Source organism: Pseudonocardia spirodelae (assembly GCF_037727765.1).
In the GTDB taxonomy this organism is placed as follows: Bacteria; Actinomycetota; Actinomycetes; order Mycobacteriales; family Pseudonocardiaceae; genus Pseudonocardia; species Pseudonocardia spirodelae.
The window spans coordinates 261,556-275,163 of the sequence record NZ_JBBJUP010000004.1; the positions used below are offsets into that span (position 1 = coordinate 261,556).

At 75.4% G+C, this 13,608-nt stretch carries 16 protein-coding genes; 9 read left to right on the plus strand and 7 right to left on the minus strand.

The annotated features are described in order from the left end of the window. Positions 1-50: 50 nt before the first annotated feature. On the minus strand, positions 51-602 hold the full coding sequence (locus WJX68_RS06910; RefSeq protein WP_340287153.1) for a DUF1697 domain-containing protein: 552 nt from the start codon (positions 600-602) through the stop codon (positions 51-53). 106 nt (positions 603-708) lie between these two features. Then, complete coding sequence (gene sodN / locus WJX68_RS06915) at positions 709-1,116, minus strand: superoxide dismutase, Ni (protein ID WP_340287154.1); 408 nt, start codon at positions 1,114-1,116, stop codon at positions 709-711. A 107-nt stretch (positions 1,117-1,223) separates the two neighbouring features. Between sodN and WJX68_RS06920 the strand changes: the two genes are divergently transcribed. Beyond that, a complete protein-coding gene (locus WJX68_RS06920; RefSeq protein WP_340287156.1) occupies positions 1,224-1,532 on the plus strand; it encodes a S26 family signal peptidase in 309 nt (102 codons plus the stop codon). Between the two features lie 98 nt (positions 1,533-1,630). Next, positions 1,631-2,842 carry an FIST signal transduction protein gene (locus WJX68_RS06925; protein WP_340287158.1) on the plus strand — a complete coding sequence of 404 codons (1,212 nt, stop codon included), beginning with the start codon at positions 1,631-1,633 and terminating at the stop codon, positions 2,840-2,842. A 9-nt stretch (positions 2,843-2,851) separates the two neighbouring features. On the opposite strand, the gene WJX68_RS06930 is transcribed toward WJX68_RS06925, so the two are convergent. Next, entirely contained in the window at positions 2,852-3,979 is a 1,128-nt protein-coding gene (locus WJX68_RS06930; RefSeq protein WP_340287160.1) for an epoxide hydrolase family protein, read from the minus strand. A 58-nt stretch (positions 3,980-4,037) separates the two neighbouring features. Beyond that, positions 4,038-4,796 carry an IclR family transcriptional regulator gene (locus WJX68_RS06935; RefSeq protein WP_340287162.1) on the minus strand — a complete coding sequence of 253 codons (759 nt, stop codon included), beginning with the start codon at positions 4,794-4,796 and terminating at the stop codon, positions 4,038-4,040. Between the two features lie 68 nt (positions 4,797-4,864). On the opposite strand from WJX68_RS06935, the gene WJX68_RS06940 reads away from it, so the two are divergent. The 6 genes from WJX68_RS06940 to WJX68_RS06965 all read left to right on the plus strand — a co-directional run bounded on the left by WJX68_RS06940 (position 4,865) and on the right by WJX68_RS06965 (position 9,165). Further along, positions 4,865-6,088, plus strand: a complete 1,224-nt coding sequence (locus tag WJX68_RS06940) for a 4-hydroxybenzoate 3-monooxygenase (RefSeq protein WP_340287164.1) — start codon at positions 4,865-4,867, stop codon at positions 6,086-6,088. A gap of 27 nt (positions 6,089-6,115) precedes the next feature. Beyond that, entirely contained in the window at positions 6,116-6,814 is a 699-nt protein-coding gene (pcaH, locus tag WJX68_RS06945; RefSeq protein ID WP_340287166.1) for a protocatechuate 3,4-dioxygenase subunit beta, read from the plus strand. Continuing rightward, positions 6,811-7,365, plus strand: a complete 555-nt coding sequence (pcaG, locus tag WJX68_RS06950) for a protocatechuate 3,4-dioxygenase subunit alpha (RefSeq protein ID WP_340287167.1) — start codon at positions 6,811-6,813, stop codon at positions 7,363-7,365. Before pcaH ends, pcaG begins: the two co-directional genes overlap by 4 nt. Before the next feature lie 120 nt (positions 7,366-7,485). Further along, positions 7,486-8,016 carry a GtrA family protein gene (locus tag WJX68_RS06955; protein WP_340287168.1) on the plus strand — a complete coding sequence of 177 codons (531 nt, stop codon included), beginning with the start codon at positions 7,486-7,488 and terminating at the stop codon, positions 8,014-8,016. 10 nt (positions 8,017-8,026) lie between these two features. Continuing rightward, complete coding sequence (locus tag WJX68_RS06960) at positions 8,027-8,932, plus strand: alpha/beta fold hydrolase (protein WP_340287169.1); 906 nt, start codon at positions 8,027-8,029, stop codon at positions 8,930-8,932. A gap of 26 nt (positions 8,933-8,958) precedes the next feature. Continuing rightward, complete coding sequence (locus WJX68_RS06965; RefSeq protein WP_340287170.1) at positions 8,959-9,165, plus strand: hypothetical protein; 207 nt, start codon at positions 8,959-8,961, stop codon at positions 9,163-9,165. Positions 9,166-9,216: 51 nt separating this feature from the next. Here WJX68_RS06965 and WJX68_RS06970 read toward each other — a convergent pair whose 3' ends face one another. From WJX68_RS06970 to WJX68_RS06980, 3 genes are all read right to left on the minus strand, one after another. Next, positions 9,217-10,062, minus strand: coding sequence for a methyltransferase domain-containing protein (locus WJX68_RS06970; protein ID WP_340287171.1), 846 nt, complete (start codon positions 10,060-10,062; stop codon positions 9,217-9,219). Further along, positions 10,059-10,928, minus strand: a complete 870-nt coding sequence (locus tag WJX68_RS06975; protein WP_340287172.1) for a glycine/sarcosine N-methyltransferase — start codon at positions 10,926-10,928, stop codon at positions 10,059-10,061. Before WJX68_RS06975 ends, WJX68_RS06970 begins: the two co-directional genes overlap by 4 nt. Positions 10,929-11,303: 375 nt before the next feature. Then, complete coding sequence (locus WJX68_RS06980) at positions 11,304-12,485, minus strand: acetyl-CoA hydrolase/transferase C-terminal domain-containing protein (RefSeq protein WP_340287174.1); 1,182 nt, start codon at positions 12,483-12,485, stop codon at positions 11,304-11,306. Between the two features lie 58 nt (positions 12,486-12,543). Here WJX68_RS06980 and WJX68_RS06985 point away from each other — a divergent pair, with 58 nt between their 5' ends. Further along, positions 12,544-13,533, plus strand: coding sequence for a glutathione S-transferase family protein (locus tag WJX68_RS06985; protein ID WP_340287175.1), 990 nt, complete (start codon positions 12,544-12,546; stop codon positions 13,531-13,533). The last annotated feature ends 75 nt before the right edge of the window (positions 13,534-13,608 follow it).

Below are 13,608 nucleotides of genomic sequence, written 5' to 3' on the forward strand. Positions count from 1 at the left end.
ACCGCCGACGGCGCCGCGCCCCACCGGGTCCGCGGCGCCGTCGTGCGCGCTCAGCCCAGCAGGTCGCGCAGCTTCAGCACGGTGGCCCAGTTGCGGGCGGTCCCGCCCTCGTCGGCGGCCCGGGTCCGCGCGGACAGCCGCGCGCCGAGCTCGCTGCGCCCGATCCCGCCGGGCAGGTGCAGGTAGACCACCCGTCCGACGACGGCGGCCTCGCCCGCCCCGCCCTTCGCCCGCTCCGCGGCCACGGCGGCGTCGATCCGGGCGCGCTCGTCGTCGCCGGGCGGGGCGGCCCGGAACACGGCGTGCAGCTCCTTGGGCTCGGTGACCTGCGGGAACGGGTTGGCGTCGACCGCGGCGGCGTACTCGTCGCGGCCGAGGACGACGACCGGGCGCGGCACCGCGAACCCGGTGCGCAGCACCTCGGCGACCGTCGTGGCGACCGTCCCGTCGTCGCGGTCGGTGCTCAGGACGACGTTGCCGGACGCGATGTAGGTGGCGACGTCGTCGAACTCCTCGCCCAGCAGGCGCCGGAGCTCGGCCATCGGGACCTTCCCCGACCCGCCGACGTTGATCCCGCGCAGCAGCGCGACGTGGGTGCGCACCCGGGCATCCTGCCGAACCGGGCGCGCCCCGTCACCCCTGCCCGGACATGCGACGGCGCCGGCCGCGGGGACGCGCCCCGCGACCGGCGCCGCCGGTGGCCCGAGGTCAGGCAGCCTGCTTGGTCTCCCAGAAGATCTTGTCGATCTGGGCGATGTAGTCGAGCAGCTCCTGGCCGGTGGCCGGGTCGTTCGAGCCCTTGGTGCCCGACGCGCCGGCGGCCTTGGTGGCCTTGTTGAACAGCTCGTGCAGCTCCGGGTACTTCTCGAAGTGCGGCGGCTTGAAGTAGTCGGTCCAGAGCACCCACAGGTGGTGCTTGACCAGGTCGGAGCGCTGCTCCTTGATCTCGATGGCGCGGGCGCGGAAGTCCGCGTCGTCGTTGCCCTGGTACTTCTCCTGGATCGCCTTGACCGACTCGGCCTCGATCCGGGCCTGGGCCGGGTCGTACACGCCGCAGGGGAGGTCGCAGTGCGCGGTGGCCTCCAGTCGCGGACGGAGAATGCGGGACAGCCGCATGGAATCCTCCCTGGTGGGTGATCGTTCTGGCACCGGCGACCCTACCCCCGCCACGGGGGCCGGGCAGGTCGGGCGGGACCGGGAGATCCACACTGGAGGGAGCGGTGATGCGGGTGCGCAGGGTGACGGTCCGGGGGCCGTCGATGTCGCCGGCGCTGGCCGACGGCGACGTCGTCCTGGCCCGGTTCGGCGCGCCCGTCCGGGCCGGTGACGTGGTGCTCGTGACCTGGGACGCCCGCCCCGGGCAGCTCTCGGTCAAGCGGGCGGTGCACCCCGACGGCGACGGCTGGCACGTGCGCGGCGACAACCCGTTCGGCTCGACGGACTCGGCCACCCTCGGGCCCGCGCGGGTCCACGCCGTCGCCCGGCACCGGCTCTGGCCCCGCCCCGGGCGCGTCCCGCCGCCCCGGCGGTGACGCGACCCGCTGCGGGCGGCGCGGAGCCCGGCGCTGACGTAGCGTCCCCGGGGTCCGGGCGCGGCGGGGCCGCCCCGCCGAACCCCGGGGAGCGTGCGATGGCCGAGACCCGGGTCGGCGACGGGCTCGCCGTCGGACCGGACCTGACCGGCGCCGCGGAGGTCGCGACCGGCCAGGCGCTGACCGCGCTCGGCGCGGTCCCGGACCTGGTCGTGTTCTTCGTCTGCCCGGGTGCCGGGCCGGTGCTCCCGGCCGAGGAGGTCGAGGCGGCCGGGCTGCGGGTGATGGAGCTCGCCGGCCCCGGCGCGGCGATCGGCACGACCGCGCACGGCGTGATCGCCGACGGCCGCGGCGTCGAGGGCGAGCCCGCCGTCGCGGTGTGGGCGGCCACGCTGCCGGGCGCACGGGTCCGCACGCTGTTCCCCGTCGCCGAGCGGCGTCCCGGGGCCGGTCCCGACGGGCGCGACGCGATCGGCGTGCGCGGGCTCGTCGCCCCGGACGCGGACGACCGCGCCGCCGTGCTGCTCGCCGACCCGTTCGCGTTCCCGGTCGGCGGCGTCCTGGACCGCATCGCCGCGGCCCACCCCGGCTTCCCCGTGATCGGCGGGCTGGCCGGCACGCCCGGCGGGCCCGGGGCGAACCGGCTGTTCGCCGGCGGCACCGTGCACCACGGCGGCGCGGTCGGCGTGCTGCTCGGGGGCGCGGTCGCCCCGCGCGTCGTCGTCAGCCAGGGGTGCCGTCCGATCGGCCCGCCGATGGTCGTGACCCGCGCCGAGGGGAACCGGATCGCCGAGCTCGCCGGCCGCCCGGCGGCCGAACGGCTGCGCGAGATCGTCACCGGGCTGCCGCCGGAGGAGCAGCAGCAGGCGCTCACCGGGCTGCACCTGGGCGTCGCCGTCGACGAGTACGCCGAGACCCACGACCGCGGCGACTTCCTGGTCCGCGCGGTGCTGGCCGTCGACGTCGGGGACGGCGCCGTCGTCGCGGGCGACCTGGTCGAGGTCGGCACCACGGTGCGCTTCCAGGTCCGTGACGCCGCCGGCGCCGCGCAGGACCTGCACGAGCTGCTCGCCCCGGTGCGCCGCTCCGGACCGGCCGCCGGGGCGCTGCTGTTCTCCTGCAACGGCCGCGGCGCGGCCATGTTCGGCGACGCCGACCACGACGTGCGCGCGGTCCGTGTGGGGCTCGACCCCGCCCGCACCGGCGAGACCGGGCCGCGGGTGGCCGGGTTCTTCGCCGCGGGGGAGATCGGCCCGGTCGGGCCGGGCAACCACCTGCACGCGTTCACCGCGTCGGTGCTGGTCGTCTGAGGTCGCGGGCTACCGCAGGGTCCGGAAGAAGCCCCGCACCTCGTCGACGAAGGACTCCGGCTGCTCCAGCGAGGCGAAGTGGCCGCCGACGTCGGGCCGGGTGAACCAGCGCAGGTCGGTGTAGCGGCGCTCCAGCCAGGAGCGGGGGAGCTTGACCATCTCGTGCGGGAACTGCGAGACGCCGGTGGGGACCTCGACGTCGTCGAGGCGGCGGCGGGCGAAGCTCTCCCAGTAGATCCGTGCCGAGGACGCCCCCGCCGCGCCGAGCCAGTACTGCATGACGTTGTCCAGCAGGCGGTCCCGGCTGATCACGTTCTCCGGGTGCCCGGCCGAGTCCGTCCAGTCCCAGAACTTCTCCACGATCCACGCGCACTGGGCGGCGGGGGAGTCGACGAGGCCGTACCCGACGGTCTGCGGGCGGGTGGACTGCTCGGCGGAGTAGCCGCTGCCGTACTGCTGGAACCGCTTGGAGAAGGCGATGTCGGCCTTCTCCTGCGCCGACAGCGGGCCGGCGTCGTCCGGCTTCGGGGCCAGCGCCATCGTCAGGTGGATGCCGTGCAGCATCTCCGGTGCCGCCGTCCCCAGCGCGGAGGTGATCATCGAGCCCCAGTCGCCGCCCTGCGCGGCGAAGCGCTCGTAGCCGAGCCGGTCCATCAGCTGCGCCCAGGCCACCGCGATCCGCTCGACGCCCCAGCCGGACCGGGTGGGCTTGCCGGAGAAGCCGAACCCGGGCAGCGTCGGGACGACGACGTGGAAGGCGTCCGCCGGGTCCTCGGGGTCGGTCAGCGCGGGCAGGACGTCGAGGAACTCCACCAGCGAGCCCGGCCAGCCGTGCGTGAGCAGCAGCGGCATCGCGCCGGCGTGCGGGGACCGGGCGTGCAGTACGTGGATCTCGACCGAGTCGTCGCCGCCGCCGTCGAGGTCGGTGCGGTACTGCGGCCAGGCGTTGATCTCGGCCTCGACGCGGCGCCAGTCGTAGCGGGTGCGCCAGTAGTCGCAGAGCTCGCGCGTGTAGTCCAGCGGGACGCCCTGGGTCCAGCCCTCGACCGTCGCCGGGTCGGGCCAGCGGGTCCGGGCCAGCCGCTCGCGCAGGTCGTCGAGCTCGGCGTCGGGGATCTCGATGCGGAAGTCGCGCACGGCGCCACGGTGGCACGGATGGGTGCGCGCCGGGGCACCGGCCACGGCATCGGAGTGATCACGATGTGGCGAGGGCGCGGCTGATGCCGCGGGCCGCCGCCCGGACCGCCGGGACCAGCACGTGCGGGTTCGTCCCCGCCGGGACGACGATCGACAGCGCCGCGACGACCGGCCCGTCGCCGCCGCGCACCGGCGCCGCCACCGACATCGACACCTCCTCGATCTGGCGGTCCGACACCACGAACCCCGTCGAGCGCACCTGCCCGAGCAGCGCCCGCACGCCCTCGGGCCGGCAGACGGTGAACGGGGTGAACCGCCGGATCGGCCGCGCGAGCACGGCGTCCACGGCGGCCGGGTCGGCGTGCGCGAGCAGCACCAGCCCCACCCCGGTGGCCGTCGAGGGCAGCCGCGAGCCGGTCCGCGTGACGATCGAGACGGCGTCGCGGCTGGACAGCCGCTCCACGTAGACGACCTCGCACGGGTCCTCGGGGTCGAGGACGGCGAGCTGCACGTTGTGCCGGGTCACCTCGTGCAGGTCCTCCAGGAACGGCATCGCCGCCTCCCGCAGCCCGTGGCTGGCCGGGGCCAGGTGCGCGATCTCCCACAGCCGCAGCCCGATGCGGTAGCGGCCGTCGTCGCCCCGGTCGAGCGCGCCGCCCGCGGCGAGCTCCCCGGCGATGCGGTGCACCGTCGTCAGCGGCAGGCCGGTGCGCCGCGCGATGTCGGTCAGCCCCAGCGCGGGGGTCTTCGCGGTGAACGCGCCGAGCACGTCCAGGACCCGCGCGGTGACCCCGGAGCGGACGGGACGCGTCGTCATGACCGGGAAGTATTCCGTAGAGCGGAAGCCGGGTCGAGTGCCGGCCGCGGGCGCGGGAGGGTAGGCCCATGACGCAGCGACGCGAGGCCCGGACGACGGTCGGCATCATCGGCGCGGGTCCCGCCGGGCTCGTGCTCGCGACCCTGCTCGACCGGGCCGGGATCGACGCGGTCGTGCTCGAGGCCCGCGACCGCGACTACGTCGAGGCCCGCGTCCGGGCCGGGGTGCTGGAGGCGCCGACCGTCGAGCTGCTGCGCGAGCTGGGCGTCGCGGGCCGGCTGGACCGCGAGGGCATGGGCCACACCGGCATCTCCCTGCGCTTCGCCGAGGCGCCCGGCGCGCCCGCCCGGGACCACCGCATCGACTTCGCCGACCTCGTCGGCACCGGCATCACCGTCTACGGCCAGCAGGAGGTCGTGAAGGACCTGCTCGCCGACCGGATCGACGAGCGCGGCCTGCCCGTCGAGTTCGGCGTCTCCGACGTCGCCGTGCACGACGTCGAGACCGACGCCCCGTCGATCACCTGGACCGCGGCCGACGGCACCGGGCACGTCCTGCGCTGCGACGTGATCGCCGGCTGCGACGGCTTCCACGGGGTGTCCCGGCCCGTCGTCGCCCCCGAGGTCGCCGAGCGGGTGTACCCCTTCGCGTGGCTCGGCGTCCTGGCGAAGGCCGCCCCCACCACCGACGAGCTCGTCTACGCCCACCACGACGACGGCTTCGCCCTCTACTCGATGCGCAGCCCCGAGGTGACCCGGCTCTACCTGCAGGTCCCGACCGACACCGACCCGGCCGACTGGTCCGACGCCCGCATCTGGGACGGCCTGCACACCCGCCTGGCCTGCGACGGGTTCACCCTCCACGAGGGCGAGTTCCTCGAGAAGCCGTCGGTGACCCCGATGCGCAGCATGGTCGCCACGCCGATGCGCCGCGGGCGGCTGTTCCTCGCCGGCGACGCCGCGCACATCGTGCCGCCCACCGGCGCCAAGGGCATGAACCTCGCCATTGCCGACGTCCGGGTGCTGGCCGAGGCGGTCGAGCGCGCGCTGCGCGGGGGCGACGAGAGCGGCTTCGACGCCTACTCGGCCACCTGCCTGCGGCGGATCTGGCGCGCCGAGCACTTCTCCTGGTTCATGACCTCGATGCTGCACCGCTTCGACCCCGCCACCGAGGCCGGCGACGCGTTCGGCGTCGGGCTGCAGCGCTCCCAGCTGCGCTACGCCGTCACGTCCCGGGCCGCCGCGACCAGCCTCGCCGAGAACTACGTCGGCCTGCCGCACGGCGCCGTCTGACCCACCACCCACGAGAGAGGCACGCCGATGCAGGGCTACGCCGCCGTCCCGGCCGGGACGCACCCGCCGCTGCTGTCCCCGGACTACCGCAGCACCACGCTGCGGGCGCCGTCGGAGCAGCCGGTGATCCTGCCGCACAGGCTGACCGAGGTCACCGGCCCGCTGCTGACCGGCCCGGTCCGCCCCGGTGACGACGACCTCACCGTCGGCGCGCACGGCGAGGCGGTCGGGCAGCGCATCGTCGTCTCCGGCCGGGTCCTGGACTCCGACGGCCGGCCCGTGCCGGACACCCTCGTCGAGATCTGGCAGGCCAACGCGGCCGGGCGCTACGCCCACCGCTGGGACAACTGGCCCGCGCCGCTCGACCCGAACTTCACCGGCGGCGGCCGGGTGCTGACCGACTCGCTCGGGAACTACTCGTTCACCACCATCAAGCCGGGCGCCTACCCGTGGGGCAACCACCACAACGCCTGGCGGCCCGCCCACATCCACTTCTCGCTGTTCGGCCGGGCCTTCACCCAGCGCCTGGTCACCCAGATGTACTTCCCGGACGACCCGCTGTTCGGCCAGGACCCGATCTACAACGCGACCCCCGAGGACGCCCGGCCGCGGCTGGTGTCGGCGTTCGACCTCGACGCGACGCGGCCCGAGTGGGCGCTGGCGTTCCGGTTCGACATCGTGCTGCGCGGCCACGGCGCGACCCCGTTCGAGGAGGCCCACGCATGAGCCTGCCGCTCACCCCGTCCCAGACCGTCGGGCCGTACCTGGCGCTCGGGCTGCCCTGGCCGGACGGCCCGGACGTCGTGCCCGAGGGCACCCCCGGAGCGGTGCTCGTCGGTGGCACCGTGTTCGACGGGAACGGCGCGATCGTCCCCGACGCGCTGGTCGAGACCTGGCAGGCCGACCCGGACGGCCGGTTCGACCACCCCGACGACCCGCGCGGCGCGGCGACGCCGCCGGTCGCGGGATTCCGCGGCTTCGGCCGCTGCCCCACCGGCGACGACGGCCGCTGGGAGATCCGCACGCTGCTGCCCGGCGCGCTGCCCGGGCAGGCCCCGCACGTGGACGTCTCGGTGTTCGCCCGCGGCCTGCTCGACCGGGTCGTCACGCGCATCTACTTCCCCGACCACGCCGACGCCCACGGCGCCGACCCGCTGCTCGCGTCGGTGCCCGGGGCGCGGCGGCACACCCTGCTCGCCGTGGCCGACGGCCCGGGCCGCTACCGGTTCGACATCCGGCTGCGCGGCGAGGGGGAGACGGTGTTTCTGGCGGTGTGACCGCCGGACGGCGCCGGGCCGACCGCCCGTCCGTCGCCGGGATGTGACGCGACCGGTTGATTCCGGGTGATCCGGCCGGGGTACTCCTGCGAAGATCTCATCAGGAGGGCGGGAGGTCCGGTGGACGCAGCACACATCCCGGCGCACACGTCGTTCGCGGGCGCCGCACCGAGCGGGGTCCGGCCGGGCGGCCGGCTCGCCGGGGCCGTGGCGGTGCTGTCGCGCACCCACCCGCTCGTGGCGCAGCTGGCGCGCTACGCCGTGGTCGGCGGGGGCGCGACCGCGCTGAACGCGGCGCTGTTCCTGCTGTTCCGCCCGGTGCTGCCGCTGTTCAGCGCGAACCTGCTCGCGCTCGTGCTGACCACCGCCGTCAGCACCGAGGCCAGCCGCAGGCTCGCCTTCGACTCCGCACCCGCGCACCGGCTGCGCGGGTGGGTGCAGGACGCGGGGACGGTCGCGTTCTACGCGACCTACACCTCCGCGGTCCTGCTGGTGCTGCACGCCGTCACCACCGACGCCACGCCCGGGCAGGAGGCGGCCGTCGTCGCGGCCGCCAGCCTCGCCGGCGGGCTGCTGCGGTTCGCGGTCCTGCGGTTCTGGGTGTTCGACGTGGCCCGTCCCGCCCGGGGCGGGGCCCCGGCCGGTGAGTGAGGACCGCACGGTGCCCGAGGCGTTCACCCCCTTCGACCTGCCCGTCGGCGACCCCGCGGACGGGGTGACGATCCACGGCGTACGCGGCGGCGACGGCCCTCCGGTGCTGCTGCTGCACGGCTTCCCGCAGTCCCACGCGATGTGGGGCCCGCTGGCCGCCGACCTGGCCCGCGACCACACCGTCGTCGCGACCGACCTGCGCGGCTACGGCGAGTCCGCGCGCCCCGCCGACGGCGAGAACCACGCCGGCTACGCGTTCCGCGCGATGGCCGCCGACCAGGCCGAGGTCATGACGAGCCTCGGGTTCGACACGTTCGCCGTGGTCGGGCACGACCGCGGCGCCCGGGTCACCCACCGGATGCTGCTCGACCACCCCGCGCGCGTGACCCGCGCGGCGCTGCTCGACATCCTCCCGACCGCCTACGTCTACGACCACGTCGACCGGGCGCTCGCCACGGCGTACTACCACTGGTTCTTCTTCATCCAGCCCGCGGACCTGCCCGAGCGGCTCATCGCCGGGGACCCGGTCGGCTACCTGCACTCGCTGCTCGGCGGCTGGGGCTCCGGCCTGGACGCCCATCCCGCCGAGGCGCTCGCGGGCTACGAGCGGGCGTTCGCCGACCCCGCCGCGCGGCACGCGATGATGGAGGACTACCGCGCCGGGGCGTCGATCGACCTGGAGCACGACGCCGCCTCCGCCGCGGCGGGGGAGCGTATCGCCGTGCCCACCCTGGTGCTGTGGGGCGGGCGGGGCGTCGTCGGCGCGAACGCCGAGAGCCCGCTGGAGGTGTGGCGGCGCGCGGCGGCCGACCCCGCGCTGGTCACCGGGCGGGCGCTGGAGGGGGCCGGGCACTTCCTGGTCGACGAGCAGCCCGGGGTGACGACCGCCGCGGTGCGGGAGTTCCTCGACGGCTGACCGGAGAATCCGGAACACTCGGACGTATGCGACGAACAACTCCCGGCCGGGTCCTGCTCGGCTCCCTCGCGGCCCTCGCCCTCGTCCTGACCACCGCGGCCTCGTGCGGCGGCGCGGCCCCGGCCGGCGGACCCGCTCCCGCACCCGCCACGCAGCAGCAGGACGGCGACGACCAGGACGACCAGGACCAGGACGACGACCGCGACGACCAGGACGGCGACGACGACAACTGAGCGGGCTCCCGCCGCCGGCCGGCCCGCACACCGCGGGCCGGCCGGCGCGCGTCAGCCCCGGACGGCGTGCACGATCCCCCAGGTCAGCTTCCCGGCGGTGCCGCCGTCGACCCAGTGCTGAAGACCCGTCTTCATGTTCGCCAGGTAGGTCGTCGAGATCGACGACGCCAGCTCCTCCTCGTGGGCGACCAGCTCCTCGTGCACCCGGCGGTAGTGCGTCGGCAGCTGGCCGGTGTGGTCGTCGAAGCGCACCCCGTCGAAACCGCGCCGCTGCAGCCCGCCGGTGTAGAAACCGGGCGTGGCCATCGTCGAGAGCGCGATCCGGTCGAGGATCGGCTGGATCGAGGACTGGTCGAGCCCGTCGACGGCCATCGGGTCGGTGAACACGACCCGCCCGCCCGGGCGCAGCACCCGCGCCACCTCGTCCAGCACCGCGTCGCGGTCACCGGAGTGCAGGAACGCGTCCTGCGACCACACGACGTCGACCGACGCGTCCTCGACCGGCACGTCCTCGTAGCTCCCGGTCGCGACGGTGACGAGCTCGTCGAGGCCCTGCTCGGCGGTGAGCCGGGCGTTGCGCTCGTTCTCCACCGGCGACAGGTTCAGGCAGTGCACCGCGGCGCCGGTCCGGTGGGCGAGCTGGCGGGCCGCGCCGCCGTAGCCCGCGCCGAGGTCGAGCACCCGGGTACCCGTGCCGACCTGCGCGATCTCGGCCATCCGGGCGACCGTGCGCCGGCTGGCCGCGGCGATCTCCTCGTCGGGGCTCTCGTAGAGCCCGACGTGGATGTCCTCGCCGCCCCACACCCGGGAGTAGAACGTGTCGGCGTCGGCGGAGTCGTAGTACGACCGTGCGGTGTGCTCGGCGGCCTGCCGCAGGTCCGGCTGCGTGCGCGTCACGCCGTCACCTCCCCGTCGAGGGCCTCCTCGAGGTACGCCTTCTCCGCGATGTGGACGAAGAAGTCCGGCTCGCCCTCGGCGTAGCTGGACTGGAAGTCGCCGTAGGTCTCGATGCGCTGGAAACCGACCTCGTGCATGAGCCGGCGGGTGTAGTCCTTGCGCAGCGGGAACATGTTCAGGTGGTACTCCGAGCCGTCGGAGAACCGGTAGCGGAAGCGGGCCAGGCCGTCGTCGACGTACTCGGGCTCGGCCACGACACCGTCGCCGCAGTAGTAGTAGCGGTGCGTCGAGCTGAACCCGGTGTCGAGGATCGCGTCGTAGTTGCGCTGGTCCAGGATCAGCACGCCGTCGTGGGAGAGCATCGCGTAGAACTCGGCGAGCGCCTTGCGCCGGTCGCGCTCGGAGAACAGGTGGGTGAAGGAGTTCCCGAGGCAGATGATCGCGTCGTACTCGCCGTGGACGTCGCGGTTGAGCCAGCGCCAGTCCGCCTGCACCACCCGCAGGATGTGCCCGCCGAACTTCATGCCGTTGTCGAACGCCTTCGCGAGCATCTCCGCGCTGCCGTCGGCGGAGACCACGGTGTCGAAGCCCTCCTCCAGCAGCCGGACCGAGTGGAACCCGGTCCCGGTCGCGACGTCGAGGACGCTGCGGACCCCGCGCCTGCGGAGCTGCTCGACGAAGAAGCGGCCCTCGCTCTCGTAGCGGGCCCGCCAGTCGATCAGCTCGTCCCACTTGTCGACGAAGGTCTGCACGTACTCGTGCTTGTAGTGGGTGGACTCCCGGACCTCGGTCGGGGTGTCGCCGAACTCCTGCACGGTCCTGCCCAGCTCGGGCAGCCCGCTGTCGGTGCGATGGTCGGCCGTCATGTACCGCGCCTCCTCGGCGAAGGTGTCGGGTGCGGGGCGGGCCGACCGTAGATCGGGGGCGCGCCCCCCGTCCGGTTCGTGGCGGGGGGCCTGGATCGGTTCGGAGTGTTGTGTTATACGCAACGACTGCCCCGTCCGGGGGAACGCGGAGGCGGTGCGGGACCGCCGTCCGGGGGGACCCGGTGGGCCGCCGGGGGAGCGCTCCGACCAGCCGCGTCGGTCCGGGCGTCACCGGCCGCCGTTCCGGTGTGGACGGCGGGTGCGCACCGTGGCGTCACGCACCGTTCCCGGGCGTGTCGCGACGGGGCCACGCATACTCACCGCGTGATGTGTCGTCGGTCACAGCACGGATCCGGATTCACCCGGTCGTCGCAGTCACTCCGCCCAGAGCGCGTCGAGGGCGCGACGGCGTTCGGCGCGTCCGAGGCCGCGCAGGTCCGCGGTCCCGCGGTCGGTGACGACCACGTCGACGTCGTGCGACGGCGTCGTCACCGGCCCGCCGAGCCGGTCGACGAGCGTCGGCCGCCCGCGGTGCGCCGAGGCCAGCGCGATCACCGACAGCCCCGGCCCGCGGGCCGCCGCGGCCGCGAAGTCCGGGTGCCCGCCGATCATCCCGGCCGCCGACCCGGCGACGCCCTCGACGTTCACCTGGCCGTCTCGGTCGATCTCCAGGGCGGTGTTCAGCGCGACCAGCGGGCCCGGGTCGGTGCTCAGCCGTGACACGTCGTGGGTGTGCTCGACGGGGCGGACCGTCCCGCGCCCGGCGCGGCCGAGCCGGTCGGCCCAGTCGTAGAGGCGGGGGCTGCCGTAGAGCGCCGTCGACGACGGCGTCCCGCGCAGCAGGCCCCGCGCGTCGAGGTCGACGACGGGGTCGGCGAGCAGCCCGGAGTCGACGGCCACCGGAACCTCCAGGGCGGCGACCAGCGCCGCGGCCAGCCGGCCGGGGCCGAACTGGATGCGCGCCCCCGCCGGGACCAGCGCGGCCACCGCCGCCGCGACCGCCCGGTCGGCCGCCGTCGGCTCCGGGGTGCGCACCGTGAACGGCGACCCGGCCGGGCCCTCGACCTCGGCGAGCACGCTCACCCCGGTCAGCGGGGGGCCGGCGTCGGCGTGCGGGGCCGACGCCGAGACGACCCCGGCGACGGGCACCCCCGCGTCGTGCAGGCCGCGCATCCAGGACACCTCCGCGCCGAAGCGCAGGCCGCCGTCGCCGCCGCGGACCAGGGTGGCGAGCAGCAGGTCCGGGCGCAGCGGCCCGGCGAGCAGCGCCGGGGTGGCCGAGAGCCGGGCGGGGACCCGGTGCGCGTGGCCGGACTCGATCAGCGCGCGCAGGCCCGGCCCGCCGACGACCGTGCGGATGTCGGCGAAGGCGTCCGGGTCGATCGCCGGGGCGGGGCCCGGCACCCAGCCCAGGACCAGCCGGACGCCCCCGGCGCGGGCGGCGACCCGCGACAGCGGCGCGGCCAGGACGGCGGGTGGGCCGCAGCCGTCGGCCAGCGCGATCCGGGCCCCGGGCCGCACCAGCTCCGCCAGACCGTGCTCGATGTCGCCGCTCATTCCCCCATCCGACCACGACGGCGGGCGGCGCACCGTCGGCGGCGCTAGCGTCGCCGTCATGGGGACCGACCAGGGCAGCGGCGAGTTCGTGCGCGAGGCGCTCGGCGTCGCCGAGCGGATCACGGCCGACGGGTCCTCGCCGTGGCCGGTCGAGGCGGGGCGGTACCGCCTGGTCGCGGCGCGGGCCTGTCCGTGGGCGAACCGCGTGATCATCACGCGGCGCCTGCTCGGCCTCGAGGACGCCATCGGGATGGGCGTCGCCGGCCCGCTGCACGACGAGCGGAGCTGGCGCTTCCACCTCGACCCCGGCGACGTCGACCCGGTCCTGGGCATCGAGTACCTGCGCGAGGCCTACGAGAAGGCCGTCCCCGGCTACGACGAGGGCGTCACCGTCCCGGCGATGGTCGAGATCTCCTCCGGCAAGGTCGTCACCAACGAGTACGCGCTGCTCGAACGCGACCTGTCGACGCAGTGGCGGGAGTTCCACCGCGACGGCGCCCCGGACCTGTGGCCCGACCCCGACGCCATCGAGGCCGTCGGGGAGGGGATCTTCCACGACGTCAACAACGGCGTCTACAAGTGCGGCTTCGCCTCCACCCAGCAGGCCTACGAGCGCGCCTACGACGCGCTGTGGTCCCGCCTCGACGAACTGTCCGAGCACCTGGCGACCCGGCGCTACCTGGTCGGGGACACCATCACCCAGGCCGACATCCGGCTGTGGGTGACCCTCGTCCGCTTCGACGCGGCCTACCACGGCCACTTCAAGGCCAACCGGCACAAGCTCACCGAGATGCCGGTGCTGTGGGCCTACGCGCGCGACCTGTTCCAGACCCCGGGCTTCGGCGACACCATCGACTTCGACCAGGTCAAGCAGCACTACTACGGGGTGCACCGCTCCGTGAACCCGAGCGGGGTCGTGCCGAAGGGCCCGGATCTCGCGGGCTGGTCCGTCCCGCACGGCCGCGACGACCTCGGCGGGCGCCCGTTCGGCGACGGCACCCCGCCCGGCCCGCCGCCCGAGGGTGAGCGGGTCCCCGCACCGTCCTGACCCCGGCGGCCGCCGCGGCCGCCTCCGGTCCACGGCCGGCCCGGGCGCGGGACGGTGCGTGTCGCCGTTCCTCGC

What these genes read in the sequence shown, in the direction of transcription:
- WJX68_RS06920 (WP_340287156.1), top strand. Translation starts at nt 1,224, where the DNA reads ATGCGGGTGCGCAGGGTGACGGTCCGGGGGCCGTCGATGTCGCCGGCG.
- WJX68_RS06925 (WP_340287158.1), top strand. Translation starts at nt 1,631, where the DNA reads ATGGCCGAGACCCGGGTCGGCGACGGGCTCGCCGTCGGACCGGACCTG.
- WJX68_RS06940 (WP_340287164.1), top strand. Translation starts at nt 4,865, where the DNA reads ATGACGCAGCGACGCGAGGCCCGGACGACGGTCGGCATCATCGGCGCG.
- WJX68_RS06980 (WP_340287174.1), bottom strand. Translation starts at nt 12,485, where the DNA reads ATGAGCGGCGACATCGAGCACGGTCTGGCGGAGCTGGTGCGGCCCGGG.
- WJX68_RS06985 (WP_340287175.1), top strand. Translation starts at nt 12,544, where the DNA reads ATGGGGACCGACCAGGGCAGCGGCGAGTTCGTGCGCGAGGCGCTCGGC.
- sodN (WP_340287154.1), bottom strand. Translation starts at nt 1,116, where the DNA reads ATGCGGCTGTCCCGCATTCTCCGTCCGCGACTGGAGGCCACCGCGCAC.
- WJX68_RS06935 (WP_340287162.1), bottom strand. Translation starts at nt 4,796, where the DNA reads ATGACGACGCGTCCCGTCCGCTCCGGGGTCACCGCGCGGGTCCTGGAC.
- pcaH (WP_340287166.1), top strand. Translation starts at nt 6,116, where the DNA reads ATGCAGGGCTACGCCGCCGTCCCGGCCGGGACGCACCCGCCGCTGCTG.
- WJX68_RS06975 (WP_340287172.1), bottom strand. Translation starts at nt 10,928, where the DNA reads ATGACGGCCGACCATCGCACCGACAGCGGGCTGCCCGAGCTGGGCAGG.
- pcaG (WP_340287167.1), top strand. Translation starts at nt 6,811, where the DNA reads ATGAGCCTGCCGCTCACCCCGTCCCAGACCGTCGGGCCGTACCTGGCG.
- WJX68_RS06965 (WP_340287170.1), top strand. Translation starts at nt 8,959, where the DNA reads ATGCGACGAACAACTCCCGGCCGGGTCCTGCTCGGCTCCCTCGCGGCC.